Origin of the sequence: Rhizobium sp. UGM030330-04 (assembly GCF_003208455.1) — a bacterium.
In the GTDB taxonomy this organism is placed as follows: Bacteria; Pseudomonadota; Alphaproteobacteria; order Rhizobiales; family Rhizobiaceae; genus Agrobacterium; species Agrobacterium rhizogenes_A.
On the sequence record NZ_QKML01000011.1, the window covers coordinates 97004 to 112982 of the forward strand.

Below are 15979 nucleotides of genomic sequence, written 5' to 3' on the forward strand. Positions count from 1 at the left end.
CGCGGTCAAAATGATCGCGCCGTTGATCGTTTCTGAAAAGGCGGGACGCTTAATGTTCAACTATACATTCCACTGGAATCAGGCGCTGAAGGCTTTGCCGCAGCTTCTGGACGGTGCGGTGGTAACGCTGCAGATCGCCCTTCTGTCGATGGTGATCGGTCTTACCTTCGCCATCCTGCTGACGCTGTTCCGGCTGTCCGGCAACCGTGTTCTCGGCGCTTTGGCCTCCGTCTGGGTGGAGGTTGCCCGCAACACGCCGGCACTGTTCCAGATTTACATGGCCCATTTCGGGCTTGGCAATTTCGGCATCCACCTCAGCCCCTATACCGCGCTTCTGGTCGGTATCGCGTTTAACAATGCCGGTTATCTGGCGGAGAATTTCCGCGGTGCGCTGAAAGCCATACCGGATACGCAGACGCGGTCGGGCCGTTCGCTTGGCATGACCTCGATGCAGACCTTCCGGCTGATCATCCTGCCGCAGATGCTGCGCGTGGCTTTCCTGCCGGCCACCAACCAGATGGTCTGGGCGATCCTCATGACCTCGCTCGGTGTCACGGTCGGCATGAACACGGATCTCGCCGGTGTCACGCAGGCGCTCAATGCGCGCTCGTTCCGCACCTTTGAATTCTTCGCGCTCGCCGCGGTCATCTATTACGTGATCGCCAAGATCGTCACGCTCGCCGCCAGATTGCTGGCCTGGCGTCTGTTCCGTTACTGAGAGAGGTGCGCCATGTTTGAAACCGCTCTCACCTGGAGTGATCTCGCCTTCCTGGCCAAGGGTGCCGGCATGACGCTTGCCGTCACCGCCGTCGCCGTCACGGCAGGCACCGTCATGGGGATCATCTTCGGTATCATCCGTTTCCAATTCGGCCCCTATTGGTCGCTGCCGCTGACCTTCGTGCTGGATATTTTCCGTTCCGTGCCGCTGCTCATCCAGCTGGTTCTCGGCAATGCCTTCCAGTCGATTGCCAAGCTCGGCTGGCCGCCCTTCACCACCTCCTGCGTGGTGCTGTCGCTTTATACGGCAGCCTATTGCACCGAGATCGTGCGCGGCGGCATCGATGCCGTGCCGTCCAATACGCGCCGTGCCTGCCGCTCGCTCGGCATGACATGGTCGCAGGACATGCGCTATATCGTGCTGCCGCTCGCCACCCGCGTGTCGTTGCCGTCCTGGATCGGACTGACGCTCGGTGTCATGAAGGATTCGGCCCTGGTGCTTTGGCTTGGCCTTATCGAGCTTCTGCGCGCTTCGCAGATCCTCGTGACCCGCCTGCAGGAACCGTTGACCATCCTGATGATCTGCGGCGCCATCTACTTCCTTATCAGCTTCCCCATCGCCCGTTTCGGCGGGTATCTCGAAAGACGGTGGTCCCCCAATGATTGAGATCGAAAACGTCCGCAAATCCTTCGGCCCGCTGGAGGTTCTGAAAGGGATCAACCTCACCGTCAACAAGGGCGAGGTCGTCACCATCATCGGCGGTTCCGGTTCCGGCAAGTCGACGCTGCTCACCTGCATCAATGGCCTGGAGCCGATCGACAGCGGCAGGATCGTCATCGATGGCACGGAAGTGCATGCCAAATCGACCGACCTCAACAAGCTGCGCCGCAAGGTCGGCATCGTCTTCCAGCAATGGAACGCCTTTCCGCATCTGACCGTGCTTGAAAACGTCATGCTGGCGCCGCGCAAGGTTCTTGGCATCTCCAAGGAGCAGGCCGAGGAGATCGCGGTCAAGCAATTGACCCATGTGGGCCTTGCCGAAAAGCTGAAGGTCTATCCGAACCGCATGTCGGGCGGCCAGCAGCAGCGTATGGCGATTGCCCGCGCGCTTGCCATGTCGCCGGAGTATATGCTGTTCGACGAAGTCACCTCGGCGCTCGACCCGATGCTGGTCGGCGAAGTGCTCGATACGCTCAAGATGCTGGCCGATGAGGGGATGACGATGATCTGCGTCACCCATGAAATGGCCTTCGCCCGTGATGTCTCCAACCGCGTCGCTTTCTTCCATCAGGGCGTGATGGCGGAAATCGGCACGCCGGACCAGCTGTTCGGCGCGCCGCAGCATGCCGAAACCCAGAAGTTCCTGGCGAGCGTGCGGTAATGCCTGCAAATGATGTCATCGTCATAGGGGCCGGCGTTGTCGGCCTCTCGGCGGCAATCGCCGCGCAGGGCCGTGGTCTTTCGGTTACGGTCATCGATCGTGAAGGACCGGCGGCGGGCGCGTCCGCCGGCAATGCCGGCGCCTTCGCCTTCACCGATATTCTGCCGCTTGCATCGCCGGGCATTCTCTGGAAAGCGCCGAAATGGCTCATCGATCCGCTGGGGCCGCTCAGCGTGCCGCCGGCCTATGCGCTGAAGATCGCGCCGTGGATGTTCCGCTTCTGGCGGGCCTGCGCGGCATCGAAAGTCGAGCATTCCACCGCCGCGCAGACGGCGCTGATGGACCTTTCCAAAGCAGAGCTGGAGCCGTTTCTCAAAAAGACGGACACGATTGCGATGCTGCGCAAGGAGGGGAACCTTCAGGTCTATGAAAGCGAGGCGGAATTCGAAAGCTCGCTTGCCGGCTGGAAGGCACGCGAACGCCACGGCATCGAGTTCCGGCATCTGAACGCCGAACAGATGGCCGAGATACAGCCCGGCATCGCGCCGCGTTTTACCTGCGGCACGTTTACGCCCGGCTGGTTTTCCATCGCCGATCCCAAGCTTTACACGCTGGCGCTGGCCGAGCATTTCCGCAGCATTGGCGGCCGTATCGAATGCCTCGATATCGCTTCGCTGAGGCCGCTGGAAGACGGCGTTGAGGTGGTGAGCCATGATGGCCGAACCCGCAAGGCAGGCAGGGTGGTGCTGGCGGCCGGGGCTTTCTCGCACCGTATCGCCCGTTCGCTTGGCGAAAAAATTCCGCTGGAAACGGAACGGGGGTATAATACTACCCTGCCTTCAGGTGCTTTCGATCTGCGCACGCAGGTCACCTTCGGTGGCCATGGTTTCGTCGTGACCCGCCTTTCCTCCGGTATCCGCGTTGGCGGTGCCGTGGAGCTGGGCGGGCTGGAGCTTCCGGCCAACTTCGCCCGTTCCGAGGCGCTTTTGACCAAGGCGAAGGCTTTTCTGCCGGGCCTGAAAACCGAAGGCGGCAAGCAGTGGATGGGCTTCCGCCCCTCGCTGCCGGACAGCCTGCCGGCCATTGGGCAAGCGCGGCACACGGCGCGGGTGGTTTATGCTTTCGGCCACGGCCATCTGGGGCTGACGCAATCGGCGGGCACGGCCCGCCTCGTCGCCGATCTTCTGACGGGGCAAAAGCCCGTCATCGATACAAGGGCATTTTCGCCGCAACGTTTCTGACGGGGATTTTTCAATGTCTTCTTCCGTTTCGCCAATCACTACTCCTCAGGCGCGCAGCATTCTGGCCGGTGCCGCCGAAGGCAAGGTCATCGCCACCACCGAGGCGCTGAGCTTCTGGGGCGGGGTCGATCCCGCCACCGGCAAGGTGATCGATGTGCATCACCCGCTGCATGGCATCTGTCTCACCGGCGGCGTGCTGTTCATGCCGACCAGCCGTGGCTCCTGCACCGGTTCCGGCGTGCTGCTCGATCTCATCCTCACCGGCCGTGCGCCCGCGGCGCTGGTTTTCTGCGAGGCTGAAGACGTCCTGACGCTCGGTGCCCTCGTTGCGGCGGAAATGTTCGACAGGGCTCTGCCAGTCGTCCGTCTCGATGCGGATAATTTTGCCCGCTTCGCGCGTGCCGCGCATGTCAGCATCAATGAGAGCACCATTGAGGCCGACGGTATCTCGCTTGCCATCGCGCCGCCGGCGACGGCCCATCTCGACCTGAAGGACGAGGATGGTGCAATGCTGGAAGGGAGCGACGGCATTGCCGCGCGGCAGGCCATGCGCATCATCGTCGCCATGGCCGCCCAGCAGGGTGCGTCGACGCTTGTCGATGTGACGCAGGGCCATATCGATGGCTGTATCTATGCCAGCCCTGCCAACCTCACCTTTGCCGAAAAAATGGCTGACATGGGCGGCAAGGTGCGGGTGCCGACCACCATGAACGCCATTTCCGTGGACAAGGCGCACTGGCGGGCGCAGGGCGTGCCGGAGGATTTCGGCGATCCGGCCGCAAGGCTGGCGGATGCCTATGTTCGCATGGGGTGTCGCCCCACCTTCACCTGTTCGCCTTACCTGCTGGACAGTGCGCCAAGTGCCGGCGAATCGATCGGCTGGGCCGAGTCGAATGCGGTGATCTTCGCCAATACGGTGCTCGGTGCCCGCACCGCAAAGCACCCGGATTTTCTCGATCTCTGTATTGCGATGACGGGCAGGGCGCCGCTTTCGGGGGTGTATCTCGAAGAAAATCGCCGGCCGCAGCGCATCGTCGATGTGGCCCTGCCAGCTGGCATCGATGACGCCTTCTGGCCGCTCGTCGGTTATCTCGCCGGCAAGGCCGCGCCGGATTGCATTCCGTTGCTGCGTGGTCTTGGAGCTGCAAAACCGTCGCGGGATGATCTGAAAGCGCTTTGCGCCGCCTTCGGCACCACCTCTGCCTCGCCCATGCTGCATATCGAGGGCGTGACGCCCGAAGCGGGACTTGCGCCGCTCGAAACCGCCGGGACAGTGACCATTTCGCTCGCCGATATGGCCGCCGGCTGGTCGCTTCTGAACGAGGGGCCGGAAGAGGTGCAGCTTGTCGCCATCGGTAGCCCGCATGCCTCGCTGGAGGAATGTCGGGCGCTGGCGGCCGTGTTTAATGGCCGCAAGCGCCATGCGGATGTCGCCGTCATCGTCACCGCCGGTCAGCAGGTCATCGATGCGGCCATGCAGGACGGCACGCTGCAGAGCCTGAAGGACAGCGGCGTGCAGGTGCTGCCGGATCTCTGCTGGTGTTCGATTTCCGAGCCGGTGTTTCCGACGAAGACCCGCGCACTGATGACCAACTCCGGCAAATACGCCCATTACGGCCCCGGCCTCAGCGGCCGCGCGGTGCGCTTCGGCAGCCTTGCCGATTGCGTCGACAGCGCGCTGACCGGCCGTGCCGTATCCCGCCTTCCTGTCTGGCTTTCGTGAGGAGAACTGAATGCGCAGTATCAAGACAGTTCATGTGATTTCCGCCCATGCGGAAGGTGAAGTGGGGGATGTGATCGTCGGCGGGGTGAAGCCGCCGCCGGGCGAGACGATCTGGGAACAGAGCCGCTTCATCGCCCGTGATGAGACGCTTCGCAACTTCGTGCTCAACGAGCCGCGCGGCGGCGTGTTCCGCCACGTCAATCTGCTGGTGCCGCCGAAACATCCTGACGCGGACGCCGCCTTCATCATCATGGAGCCGGAAGATACGCCGCCCATGTCCGGCTCCAATTCCATCTGCGTTTCCACAGTGCTTCTGGATGGCGGCATCGTACCGATGCAGGAGCCGGAAACCCATATGCTGCTGGAAGCGCCCGGCGGACTGGTGAAAGTGCGCGCCGAATGCCGCAACGGCAAGGCCGAGCGCATTTTCGTGCAGAACCTGCCGAGCTTTGCCGCGAAGCTCGATGTCGAGCTTGAGGTCGAAGGCCTCGGCACGCTGAAGGTGGACACCGCCTATGGCGGCGACAGCTTCGTCATCGTGGATGCCGAATCTATGGGTTTCAGCCTGAAGCCAGAAGAGGCGCATGAGATCGCCCGCCTCGGCGTGCGCATCACCAATGCCGCCAACAGGGCTTTGGGTTTCGACCATCCCGAAAACCCCGACTGGCGCCATTTTTCCTTCTGCCTCTTCGCCGGCAAGGTGGAGCGCACGGCCGAAGGCCTGCGGGCAGGGGCGGCCGTTGCCATCCAGCCGGGCAAAGTGGACCGTTCGCCAACCGGCACGGCGCTTTCAGCCCGCATGGCGGTGCTGCATGCGCGCGGCGAAATGAAGGAAGGCGAAACGCTGACGGCGGTGTCGCTGATCGGCTCGACCTTCACCGGCCGCATCCTCGGAACCACAACGGTCGGCGACCGCCCGGCCATCCTGCCGGAAATCTCCGGCCGCGGCTGGGTCACCGGCATCCATCAGCATATGCTTGATCCGTCCGACCCATGGCCGGAGGGGTATCGGCTGACGGATACATGGGGTGCGCGGTAGGGAGAACACGTCTCTTCTCCCTCATCCCTGTGCTTGTCACAGGGATCCAGCCAGCCCAGGTCCTTGGGCTGAAGGGACTCTCCCCGCCGCGCAGACGCGCGTCGGCTGGATTCCTGTGACAAGCACAGGAATGAGGGAAGAGAATGGATCAACCACCCAGCCGCCTTGTAGTCTCCCGCACGATCAGCTCGAACCCGACATCCACCCGCGCGCCTTCGGGAACAGCGGCATCCTTTTCCGGCTCCAGTATCGAAAGCAGCAATTCGCCGGCCTTGCGGCCGATCATCTGGGCATCGACCCGGATCGTTGAAATCGCCGGGTAACATTGGCGGCTGATATCGAAATCGCCGAAACCGAGGATGGACACTTGATCGGGCACGGCAATGCCGCGGCGGTGACATTCCATCAGCGCGCCGACGGCGGAAATATCGGAGACGGCAAAAATGCCTTCGACATCGGGCGCCTTCGCGAGCAGGGAGCCGAGCGTCTTTGCCCCGTGATCGTAGGAGACCGGCGCGCTGCCTTCGCGGATGATGAGGTCGTCAGAAATGCCGGCTTCGCGCAACGCTGCAGCAAACCCGACAAGGCGGCTTTCGCCGCGCCAGTCGTTCACGGCGCCGTCAGCCCGGGAGCCGAGTGCGCCAATACGCTTTAAACCAAGCGATATCAGATATTTGGCGGCGTTTCTTCCCACTTCGTAGTTGGAAAAGCCCACCGCGTGGTCGATCGGGTGTTCCGGCACGTCCCAGATCTCCACGATCGGAATGCCGGCGCGCATCAGAACTTCGCTCGCCATCTTGGTATGCACCGTGCCGGCGACGACGATGGCGTCGGGACGGCGCTCCATCATGGTGCGGATGACGCGCTCCTCTTCCTGCAGGTCATACATCGTATAACCGATCAGCAACTGGTAATCGGCCGCGCGCAGCGCCTTCGCCAGCCCCTGCGCGCTGTCGGCGAAGTTGGAGTTGGTGAGCGTCGGCAGGATGGCGGTGATGAAATTGGTGCGCCGGGAAGAGAGCGAACCGGCGATTCGATCCGGCACATAGCCAAGCTTCTCGATGGCCTTCATTACCTTCTGGCGTGTCTCTTCTGACACCAGGGCAGGATCGGCCAGCACCCGCGAAACGGTCATCTTGGAGACGCCCGCGAGTTTCGAGACGTCGCTCATGGTTGCTTTTTTTGACGTGACTAACGCTGCGGCCAAGGGCGTGCGCTCCACCAAAGCATGTCTCCCTAAATTCGAACCGTTTCAGGACAAGACATACACGAAGATATCAAGGGAAAGCACGCCGTATGATTGCAGATCAATGCGGCGTGCACCGGATTTATGCGACGCGGCTATAGACCAGATGGTAAAAACGTCCGTCGCACATGCTCATCATCTCATCCGTCAGTACCCGGCCTTCCAGCCGGACCGGCGAGACCAGCGCTTCCTCCACGGCTTCCATCGAAGGATAGTCGATTTCCTGCACCATGATGATCGAGGCTGCGTCCGGATCGGTGCGCTCGGTGCGCATCACCCGCACGGCCTGCGCATTCGGCATGCGTTTCCAGACCGGCAGCAATTTTTCCTCGACGATGCGGAAAAACTCCTCCTCCCGGCCGGGGTGGATCCTGCCTTCGAAAATTGCCGAGCGTGTATACATGGTTTCCTCCCGAATGAATGTCCGATGCAACAGTTCTGTAGATCGGACTTGCAATGATACCGATAACATGCATTATTGATCCTGCCAAGAACGTGAAACGGTGTCGACGAGAGGAAAATCGATAACCAGCCGAAATTGTTGAATTTCAAGCGAAATTCATACAGTTTTGAGCTTTCGCGGTTTCTTGGGAGGAGTTTTTTGTCAATCGCGGTGAAATGTTATCGAGAACATTTTTCGCTTTGTGCAAGATCGCTGTTCCGCTTTGGGCAGCCACTTAAAAGGTTGGAGGAGAAACCATGAGCATATCCAGATTTCTGAAGAACATCACCGTTGCCGTCGGTGTTGCCGCAGCAACGCTCGCCGCCAGCACATCCGCCCATGCTGTCTCGCTCAGCGAGATCACGGCGCGCGGCAAGGTCAAGATCGGTGTTCTGACCGGCGCTCCGCCGATGGGCATGGTGGATGAGAAGGGCAATCCTTCCGGTTATGACGTGGATGTCGCCAACCTCATCGGCACCTATCTGTCGCTGCCGGTTGAGCTTGTGCCGCTGACGCCGCCTGCGCGCATTCCGGCCCTTCAGACCGGGAAGGTCGACTTCCTTGTCGCAACGCTTGCGCCGACCGGCGAGCGCGCCAAGACCGTCATGTTCACGCAGCCGTACAGCGCCTTCAACATGGACATCATCTCGGGCAAGGACCAGAAGTTCGAAAATCTCGACAGCCTCAAGGGCAAGCGCGTTTCGGTCAATCGCGGCTCTTCGCAGGAAACCGCGCTGCGCAAGGCCAATGTCGAAGGTCTCGAAATCGTCGTTTACGAAGACGATTCCACCAGCGCCCAGGCACTGCTCGCCGGCCAGGTCGATGCTGTCGCCCTGCCGTCCACGGTGGGCGAAGCGATCATCAAGCAGCGCCCGGAAGCCGGTCTGCAGGTTGGTTTCACCTTCTTCCAGCAGGGCAATTCCATGGCGACAAAGCTTGAGGATTTCGAGCTGCGGCAATGGCTGAACACGTCCATCTATCTCATGAAGATGTCGGGCGATCTCGACCGTATCTCGGTGAAGTGGACCGGTCGTCCGCTGCCGCAATTGCCAAGCTTCTGATTGAGCCTTTCAACGCGTCCGCCGGAGAAAAATTTCCGGCGGACCGGGAAATGTCAACGGAGTGACGCATGTCCTATACTTTTCAATTCGGCGCGCTCGCCCAGTATCAGAATGAAATTCTGAACGGCATATGGCTGACGATCAAGCTGTCGGTCCTCTCCATCGTGCTCGGCTGCGCTTTCGGCATTCTTCTGGCCTCGCTGCGCTCCATCAAGGGCGGCATCGTCCGCATCATCGTGGACGGTTATGTGGAGGTGATCCGCAACACACCGTTCCTGGTGCAGCTTTTCATCGTCTATTTCGGCCTTCCGGGTCTCGGCTTTCGCGTCGGGGCGGATACCGCGGCGCTGATCGGCATGACGATCAATCTTGCCGCCTATTCGACGGAGATCATCCGCGCCGGCATCGAGGCGGTGCACAAGTCGCAGATCGAGGCGGGCGAGGCGCTTGGTTTCACCAAGTACCAGATATATCGTCACGTCATCATCGTGCCCGCCATCGCCAAGGTCTATCCATCGCTCTGCAGCCAGTTCGTGCTGATGATGCTGGCATCGAGCATATGTTCGGCCATTTCCACCCATGAGCTTGCGGCTGCCGCAGCCTTCGTGGAATCGCAGACCTATCGCTCCTTCGAGGTCTATATCGTCGTCACGCTCATCTATCTGGCGCTGGCGCTCAGCCTGCGGCTTATCCTTGCCCTTATCGGCATGTGGCTGTTTGGCCGTCGTGTCGCCCGCAAGACGATGACCGCTTTGCCGGAGGTGCAGTCATGACTCTTCGAACTTTCGGCTGGAACGAATTCGGCTTCCTGCTGACCGCCCTGCAGTGGACCGTGCTTCTGACGATCATTGCGCTTATCGGCGGTGGTATCGTCGGCTTTTTCATCGCTCTTGCCCGCACCTCGGATAACAAGCTGCTGCGCATTGCCGCCGGCACCTATATCCAGGTCATTCAGGGCATTCCGGTGCTGATGATCCTGTTCCTGTCCTATTACGGCCTCAGCCTTGCCGGGCTGGAACTGCCGCCGCTCTTTGCCGCCGGCGCCTCGATGACGATCTATACATCGGGTTATCTCGCCGAAATCTGGCGCGGCTGCATCCAGGCGGTGCCGAAGCAGCAATGGGAAGCGTCGGAATCGCTGGCGCTGACCCGCGCCCAGCAATATCGTTACGTCATCCTGCCGCAGGCGATCCGCATTTCCCTGCCGCCGACCGTCGGTTTTGCCGTTCAGGTCGTCAAGAATACGTCCATCGCATCGATCATCGGTTTCGTCGAACTGGCGAGAGCGGGGCAGCTCATCAACAATGCCACGTTCCAGCCGTTCCGCGTCTTCGTCGCGGTGGCCGTGCTTTATTTCATCGTCTGCTACCCGTTGTCCCAGCTGTCGCGTTGGCTGGAAAGGAGGCTTCATGCCGGAAGTAATCGTTGAAAACGTTCACAAGAGCTTTGGCGCTCTGGAAGTCCTCAAAGGCGTGTCGCTGACGGTCGGTCGCGGTGAAGTCTTTGCCCTCATCGGCCGCTCGGGCTCGGGCAAGAGCACGCTGCTGCGCTGCATGAACGGGCTGGAGAAGATCAATTCGGGCCGCATCGAAATCGCCGGTCATGCGATTGGCGAAGATGCCAAGGCGCTGCGCAAGCTGCGCACCGACGTCGGCATCGTGTTCCAGAGCTACAATCTTTTCCCGCATCTGACGGTCGGTGAGAACATCATGCTCGCGCCGCGCATCGTCAAGGACGTGGCGAAATCGGAAACCAGGGATATCGCCCGCGAGGTTCTGCAACTCGTCGGCCTTTCGGAGAAATTCGATTCCTATCCCGACCAGCTGTCCGGCGGCCAGCAGCAGCGCGTGGCGATTGCCCGCTCGCTTGCCATGCGGCCGAAGGTGATGCTGTTCGACGAGGTGACCTCGGCGCTCGATCCTGAACTGACCGAGGAAGTGCTGACCGTCATGGAAAACCTCGCCAAGGGCGGCATGACCATGATCCTCGTGACCCACGAAATGGCTTTTGCGCGCCGCGTGGCGACCGAAACCATCTTCATGCACAAGGGCAAGATCTGGGAGCAGGGCCGCTCGTCCGAACTCTTCGCCAATCCGCAAACGCCGGAACTCCGGCAATTCGTCAAGGCCGATGTGAAGTAGTTCACCGGCGCAAAGGAAAGTCCATGACCACTGAAATCGTGCAACTGTGCCCGCTCATCCCGGCACTGGAACAGGAACTCGCCGAGCGCTTCACCGTGCACCGCCTGTTCGAAGCGGCAGACAAGGCGGCGTTCCTTGCTGAAAAAGGCGGCGCGATCCGCGGCGTCGTCACCGGTGGCCATATCGGCCTGCCGGCGGATATTGGCGCTGCACTCCCCAATCTTGAAATCGTCGCCATCAACGGCGTCGGTTTCGACAAGGTCGATCTCAATGATGCCAAACGGCGCGGTTTCCGCGTTTCCAATACGCCTGACGTGCTGACGGCAGATGTCGCTGACCTCGCGCTCGGTCTGGTTCTGGCGCAGGCGCGCAAGCTGCCGCAGGCGGACCAGCATGTGCGCACAGGCCAATGGCTGAAGGGCGATATGGGGCTTTCCACCCGCGTTGCCGGCCGTCGTTATGGCATTTTCGGCCTCGGCCGCATCGGCCAGGCAATCGCAAAGCGGCTTGAAGGTTTCGATGCGAGGATTTCCTATACCGCCAGAAACCGCCGCGATGTCGCCTATGATTATCACGACAGCATCGAGGCGCTGGCCGCCAATTGCGACGTGCTGATCATCGCCGCCGCAGCCACCGCCGAAACGCGCCACATCGTCAATGCCGGTGTGTTGCAGGCGCTTGGGCCACAGGGTGTGCTCGTCAACGTGGCGCGCGGTTCGCTGGTGGATGAAAAGGCGCTGGTCGAGGCTCTTTCGAACGGCACGATCGGCGGCGCGGCGCTTGATGTTTTCGAGGATGAACCGCGTGTGCCGGAAGCGCTTTTCGCCTTCGACACCGTCACGCTTGCCCCACATGTCGGCAGCGGCACGCATCAGACGCGGCGCGCCATGGCCGATCTCGTTCTGGCCAATCTCGACGCACATTTTGCCGGCAAGGAGCTGCCGACCCCGGTGGTCTGACATACCCTCCATCTAAGCCTTCAATCTGACGGCGCGGCTTTTATCCGCGCCGTTTCGATTCGGACTGTCGGCTGTTCCTGATTCAGCCTGCAAAAGGGCAGCCATTCGCCCCTAATTCCGGCCTGTCGTTCATATTTATATAATATGTATAATCCTACTATTCTGCTTCCTTATAAAGCGATGAGGCGGAGAGGTGCGTTCCAAAGGCCCGAAGACACCCGTGCAGGACCGGATGTCGCGAACGAAGCGCGGCGTAGCACCGTCTGTCTCTCCTGCAACGACTGAAAACACCAACCCGTCCGATCGGCATGTGCTTCTGGAAGCGATGATCGACCATGTGCCGGATTTCATCTATGCCAAGGATCTGGAAGGCCGCTTTCTTTTCGCAAACCGCGCCATCGTGACCGAAAACGGCTTCGACAGCGTCGAGGAGCTGATTGGTCTCACCGATTATGACATTCACGGCGAGGCTGCGCGGCGTGCCGGCATTCCCGATACCGAAGCGCGGGTCATGCGCACCGGCGAGCCGGATCTCGGTTATGAGGAACGCGCCATGCGCGGCGATATCGACCGCTGGCTGATGATGTCGCGCGTGCCGCTGAGGGACAAGAGCGGCAGGATCATCGGCGTGGTCGGCGCTTCCCGGGACATAACCCAGAAAAAGGCCTCGGAAAGGCTGCTGCAGGCGCAGGCGCGTATTCTGGAAATGATTGTTGCGGCGGCGCGGATCGAGGACTTTCTCGAGGAGTTCGTCAAGGCCATTGAAAACCTTGCGACCGGGCTTGCCTGCGCTGTCCGTGTATTTGATGCGGCAGCAAGGGAGCCCTCCGTCTATGCCTCGCCGGCATTGGCGCAGCATGCGGGTCTGACGGCGCTCATTTCCACGGTCAGCGATCCCGGCACCCTTGGCTGTCCAGCCGACAATACGGCTCTCAGCTTCGATATTCCCGCCAGCGAAGGCAGCGCGCATGGTTTCGTCTGGTGCATGCTGGCGGGCCGGCAGCCGGATGCCGCGCTGGTGGAGTTCATCGGGGCTGCGGCACGCATGGCGGGGCTGGCTATAGACCGGAAGCGCGCAGCCGAACATATCGCCTTTCTGGCCGATCACGACATGCTGACCCGGCTACCCAATCGCCGTTTTCTCGATACCCGGCTGCCCGAAATACTGGCGGCGGCGGCAAAGGCGAAGCGGAAAGTCGGCATCGGTTTTCTTGACCTCGACAATTTCAAGCAGATCAACGATACGCTCGGCCATAGCGTCGGCGATGCGCTGCTTTCGAAAACGGCGGAGCGCATCGCCCACAGCCTCAGCCGCCACGATCTCGTGCTGCGGGTGGGCGGAGACGAATTCGTCATCATTCTGGAAAGGCGGAAGGATGGTTTCGAAAGCCGTCTGCAGCGTATCCGGGCGGCGGTTTCGCAGCCGCTGCGCATCGGCAATTACGATATCAAGGTCACCTGCAGCATCGGCATGGCGTTTTTTCCGGAACACGGGGAAAGCACGGCGGAAATCGTCGCCGCCGCCGATCTTGCCATGTATGAGGCCAAACGGAATGGCCGCGACGGCATCGCCACCTTCACGCCGCGCATGGCGGAGGACCTGAGGAAGAAATTCACGCGCATAGAGGAATTGCGCAAGGCGGTGGAGCGGGATGAATTTGTCCTGCATTTCCAGCCGCAGGTCGACCTTCTCAGCGGCCGCATCAGCGGGGTGGAGGCGCTGGTGCGCTGGCAGCACCCGGTGGAGGGGCTGCTGGGGCCTTCGGAATTCATCGGCCTTGCGGAAGAAACCGGCCTTATCGTGGAACTTGGGGAAACAATCCTGCAAAAAGCCTGCCGGCAGGCCCAGGCCTGGGTTGCGGCCGGTCTTTCGCCCGTCAAGATGGCGGTCAATATCTCGCCCCGGCAGTTTCAGGGCGGCCTTGTGGAGCAGATCCGGTCTGTACTCAGGGAAACCGGCCTTTCGCCATCGCTGCTCGAAATCGAAATCACCGAGACGCTCATCATCCAGGACGTGGAAACATCGGTGCGGATCATGCGCGCCATCAAGCAGATGGGTGTCAGCCTGGCGCTGGATGATTTCGGCATGGGGTATTCCTGCCTCGGCATGCTCAAGACCTTCCCGCTTTCCTGCATGAAGATAGACCGCTCGTTCCTTACCCACCTGCCGGAAAAGACCAAGGATAGCGCCATCGTCTCGATCATGATCCAGCTTGCCGGCTCGCTTGGCATCGATGTCATCGCCGAAGGCGTGGAAACCGCCGAGCAGGCGGCATTTCTGCGCGCTGCCGGCTGCCCCTATGGGCAGGGTTATTATTTCAGCCGTGCGGTGGAGGCGGAAGCGATCGGCGACATGCTGGGGAAGATGACGACCTTCCCCACCGGCTCCTCCATCGATCCGCAATAGACCCGCTTTGGCGGGTCTTTTTCCGGAGGCTTATCCGCCTTCGGAAATATTCCTGGCCGGACTTTCCCAACAATCCCGACCTGTTTCCTGACCGTTCCGGGTGCCGGCGCGGCGTGCGCGCCGTTTTCTATGGCAATAATATTCTTTCGTAATAAATAAAATTCGCATTGTCGATTATTTTAATTGAGTAATAAATTCCGTTTATTGAAAATAAATAACGAAATTATTATATTTTAAACTATTGATTTGTTGCAATATTACTACTTAATCCAATTGTGTACTTTTATTGTATTTGCAATTTGCCGATTTGGATTGCGAGTCCGCGGCACTTTCTGTCATTTGCTGAATCAGCGCAGGGAAGCGGGCGGCAGGGAAAGACCAGCCCTCAAATTTGCGCATTCGTTGAAAAATTTTTGACTGGAGATTACAAATGAACATCAAGAGCCTTCTGATCGGCTCCGCTGCGGCTCTCGCAGCAGTATCCGGCGCACAGGCCGCTGACGCCATCGTCGCTGCCGAGCCCGAGCCCATGGAATATGTTCGCGTCTGCGACGCTTTCGGCAAGGGTTTCTTCTACATCCCCGGCACCGAAACCTGCCTGAAGTTCGACGGTTACGTTCGTTTCCAGACCGACTTCGGCCGCAACAAGTCCGGTTCGTCTGACTGGGATTCGTTCACGCGCGGTCAGTTCAACATCGACACCCGCACCGACACCGAGCTCGGCGCTCTGCGCGGCTACATCGGTCTGCGTGCCGAAGCCGACAACGACACCAGCAAGGGTGCCATTCTCGACCAGGCTTTCATCGAACTGAGCGGCCTGAAGGTCGGTTATTACTACAACTGGTGGGATGACGGTCTCTCTGGCGAATATGACCAGCTCAGCTCCAACCGTACCCGTCTGAACGCCATCCGTTACACCTACGACGCCGGCTCCTTCTATGTTGGCGCTGCCGTTGAGGAACTGGAAGGCGACCGTAAGGGCACTTCCGAGCTCGGCGTCCGTAAGGCGCCTTCTTCGTTCAAGCCCCTGACGAATGATATTGGCGTAAGCGCTATCATCGGCGCCAACTTCGGTGGCGTTAAGGCCAACCTGCTCGGCGGTTACGACACGAACCAGGAAAACGGTGCAATCCGTGCAATCGTCACGGCTGACCTCGGTCCGGGCACGCTCGGTATCTCGGGTGCCTGGGCTTCCGGCGCCAACTACTACTACGAAGAGTCCGAGTGGACGGTTGCTGCCGAATACTCCATTAAGGCAACTGACAAGCTGACCATCACCCCCGGCTTCCAGTACTTCGGCAAGATCGACCTTGGCGCTAACAACGACTTCGTTGGCGATCGCAATGCATGGCGCGCTGGCGTAGCTGCTGGCTACAAGATCACCTCCGGTCTCTCCACGCTCGTTTCGGTTACCTACCAGGACGTAGACGGCACCGAGGGTGTAAATGGCGGCGGCGACAGCTGGACCGGTTTCGTTCGCCTGCAGCGCGCGTTCTAATAACCAAAAAGCATAAACCGGGTTAGACAACTCAGATCCACCCCGTTTCCGAACGGGTGAGTTACTAGCTCCAGTCAAAGTTCTGGCAATGAATGCCAGTTTCGCTCCCCGGACCCCTCCAGG

General features: G+C 60.4%; 15 protein-coding genes. 13 read left to right on the forward strand and 2 right to left on the reverse strand.

The window, feature by feature from the left end; all coding sequences use genetic code 11:
- Nucleotides 1–52: 52 nt before the first annotated feature.
- The 6 genes from N434_RS17440 to N434_RS17465 are packed head-to-tail and all read left to right on the forward strand — an operon-like array spanning nt 53 to nt 6102.
- Nucleotides 53–718 (forward strand): amino acid ABC transporter permease, encoded by a 666-nt coding sequence (locus tag N434_RS17440; RefSeq protein ID WP_065116852.1) that lies wholly within the window; start codon nt 53–55, stop codon nt 716–718.
- Nucleotides 719–730: 12 nt separating this feature from the next.
- On the forward strand, nt 731–1384 hold the full coding sequence (locus N434_RS17445) for an amino acid ABC transporter permease (RefSeq protein WP_080818941.1): 654 nt from the start codon (nt 731–733) through the stop codon (nt 1382–1384).
- Complete coding sequence (locus N434_RS17450; RefSeq protein WP_110759535.1) at nt 1377–2099, forward strand: amino acid ABC transporter ATP-binding protein; 723 nt, start codon at nt 1377–1379, stop codon at nt 2097–2099. The genes N434_RS17445 and N434_RS17450 overlap by 8 nt, the downstream gene beginning before the upstream one ends.
- Entirely contained in the window at nt 2099–3340 is a 1242-nt protein-coding gene (locus tag N434_RS17455; protein ID WP_110759537.1) for an NAD(P)/FAD-dependent oxidoreductase, read from the forward strand. The genes N434_RS17450 and N434_RS17455 overlap by 1 nt, the downstream gene beginning before the upstream one ends.
- Before the next feature lie 13 nt (nt 3341–3353).
- Nucleotides 3354–5063, forward strand: coding sequence for a cis-3-hydroxy-L-proline dehydratase (lhpI, locus tag N434_RS17460; protein WP_110759539.1), 1710 nt, complete (start codon nt 3354–3356; stop codon nt 5061–5063).
- A 10-nt stretch (nt 5064–5073) separates the two neighbouring features.
- Nucleotides 5074–6102: a trans-3-hydroxy-L-proline dehydratase gene (locus N434_RS17465; protein WP_110759541.1), complete on the forward strand. Its 1029-nt coding sequence runs from the start codon at nt 5074–5076 to the stop codon at nt 6100–6102.
- 148 nt (nt 6103–6250) lie between these two features.
- On the opposite strand, the gene N434_RS17475 is transcribed toward N434_RS17465, so the two are convergent.
- Together N434_RS17475 and N434_RS17480 are read right to left on the reverse strand one after the other, a co-directional pair.
- Nucleotides 6251–7273 carry a LacI family DNA-binding transcriptional regulator gene (locus tag N434_RS17475; RefSeq protein ID WP_110759542.1) on the reverse strand — a complete coding sequence of 341 codons (1023 nt, stop codon included), beginning with the start codon at nt 7271–7273 and terminating at the stop codon, nt 6251–6253.
- A 157-nt stretch (nt 7274–7430) separates the two neighbouring features.
- On the reverse strand, nt 7431–7751 hold the full coding sequence (locus N434_RS17480; RefSeq protein ID WP_003505663.1) for a hypothetical protein: 321 nt from the start codon (nt 7749–7751) through the stop codon (nt 7431–7433).
- 296 nt (nt 7752–8047) lie between these two features.
- Here N434_RS17480 and N434_RS17485 point away from each other — a divergent pair, with 296 nt between their 5' ends.
- The 7 genes from N434_RS17485 (at nt 8048) to N434_RS17515 (ending at nt 15856) form a co-directional block, all read left to right on the forward strand.
- Nucleotides 8048–8851, forward strand: coding sequence for a transporter substrate-binding domain-containing protein (locus tag N434_RS17485; RefSeq protein WP_110759544.1), 804 nt, complete (start codon nt 8048–8050; stop codon nt 8849–8851).
- A gap of 68 nt (nt 8852–8919) precedes the next feature.
- The gene (locus N434_RS17490) at nt 8920–9624 is read left to right on the forward strand and encodes an amino acid ABC transporter permease (RefSeq protein ID WP_065116845.1); all 705 of its coding nucleotides are present in this window, start codon (nt 8920–8922) and stop codon (nt 9622–9624) included.
- Nucleotides 9621–10280: an amino acid ABC transporter permease gene (locus N434_RS17495; RefSeq protein ID WP_065116844.1), complete on the forward strand. Its 660-nt coding sequence runs from the start codon at nt 9621–9623 to the stop codon at nt 10278–10280. Before N434_RS17490 ends, N434_RS17495 begins: the two co-directional genes overlap by 4 nt.
- Nucleotides 10261–10992: an amino acid ABC transporter ATP-binding protein gene (locus tag N434_RS17500; protein WP_065116843.1), complete on the forward strand. Its 732-nt coding sequence runs from the start codon at nt 10261–10263 to the stop codon at nt 10990–10992. Before N434_RS17495 ends, N434_RS17500 begins: the two co-directional genes overlap by 20 nt.
- Nucleotides 10993–11015: 23 nt before the next feature.
- On the forward strand, nt 11016–11951 hold the full coding sequence (locus tag N434_RS17505; protein WP_110759546.1) for a 2-hydroxyacid dehydrogenase: 936 nt from the start codon (nt 11016–11018) through the stop codon (nt 11949–11951).
- 232 nt (nt 11952–12183) lie between these two features.
- On the forward strand, nt 12184–14358 hold the full coding sequence (locus N434_RS17510) for a putative bifunctional diguanylate cyclase/phosphodiesterase (RefSeq protein ID WP_110759679.1): 2175 nt from the start codon (nt 12184–12186) through the stop codon (nt 14356–14358).
- A 430-nt stretch (nt 14359–14788) separates the two neighbouring features.
- A complete protein-coding gene (locus N434_RS17515; RefSeq protein ID WP_110759548.1) occupies nt 14789–15856 on the forward strand; it encodes a porin in 1068 nt (355 codons plus the stop codon).
- Nucleotides 15857–15979: the final 123 nt, after the last annotated feature.

What these genes read in the sequence shown, in the direction of transcription:
- N434_RS17440 (WP_065116852.1), top strand. Translation starts at nt 53, where the DNA reads ATGTTCAACTATACATTCCACTGGAATCAGGCGCTGAAGGCTTTGCCG.
- N434_RS17445 (WP_080818941.1), top strand. Translation starts at nt 731, where the DNA reads ATGTTTGAAACCGCTCTCACCTGGAGTGATCTCGCCTTCCTGGCCAAG.
- N434_RS17450 (WP_110759535.1), top strand. Translation starts at nt 1,377, where the DNA reads ATGATTGAGATCGAAAACGTCCGCAAATCCTTCGGCCCGCTGGAGGTT.
- N434_RS17455 (WP_110759537.1), top strand. Translation starts at nt 2,099, where the DNA reads ATGCCTGCAAATGATGTCATCGTCATAGGGGCCGGCGTTGTCGGCCTC.
- lhpI (WP_110759539.1), top strand. Translation starts at nt 3,354, where the DNA reads ATGTCTTCTTCCGTTTCGCCAATCACTACTCCTCAGGCGCGCAGCATT.
- N434_RS17465 (WP_110759541.1), top strand. Translation starts at nt 5,074, where the DNA reads ATGCGCAGTATCAAGACAGTTCATGTGATTTCCGCCCATGCGGAAGGT.
- N434_RS17475 (WP_110759542.1), bottom strand. Translation starts at nt 7,273, where the DNA reads ATGAGCGACGTCTCGAAACTCGCGGGCGTCTCCAAGATGACCGTTTCG.
- N434_RS17480 (WP_003505663.1), bottom strand. Translation starts at nt 7,751, where the DNA reads ATGTATACACGCTCGGCAATTTTCGAAGGCAGGATCCACCCCGGCCGG.
- N434_RS17485 (WP_110759544.1), top strand. Translation starts at nt 8,048, where the DNA reads ATGAGCATATCCAGATTTCTGAAGAACATCACCGTTGCCGTCGGTGTT.
- N434_RS17490 (WP_065116845.1), top strand. Translation starts at nt 8,920, where the DNA reads ATGTCCTATACTTTTCAATTCGGCGCGCTCGCCCAGTATCAGAATGAA.
- N434_RS17495 (WP_065116844.1), top strand. Translation starts at nt 9,621, where the DNA reads ATGACTCTTCGAACTTTCGGCTGGAACGAATTCGGCTTCCTGCTGACC.
- N434_RS17500 (WP_065116843.1), top strand. Translation starts at nt 10,261, where the DNA reads ATGCCGGAAGTAATCGTTGAAAACGTTCACAAGAGCTTTGGCGCTCTG.
- N434_RS17505 (WP_110759546.1), top strand. Translation starts at nt 11,016, where the DNA reads ATGACCACTGAAATCGTGCAACTGTGCCCGCTCATCCCGGCACTGGAA.
- N434_RS17510 (WP_110759679.1), top strand. Translation starts at nt 12,184, where the DNA reads ATGTCGCGAACGAAGCGCGGCGTAGCACCGTCTGTCTCTCCTGCAACG.
- N434_RS17515 (WP_110759548.1), top strand. Translation starts at nt 14,789, where the DNA reads ATGAACATCAAGAGCCTTCTGATCGGCTCCGCTGCGGCTCTCGCAGCA.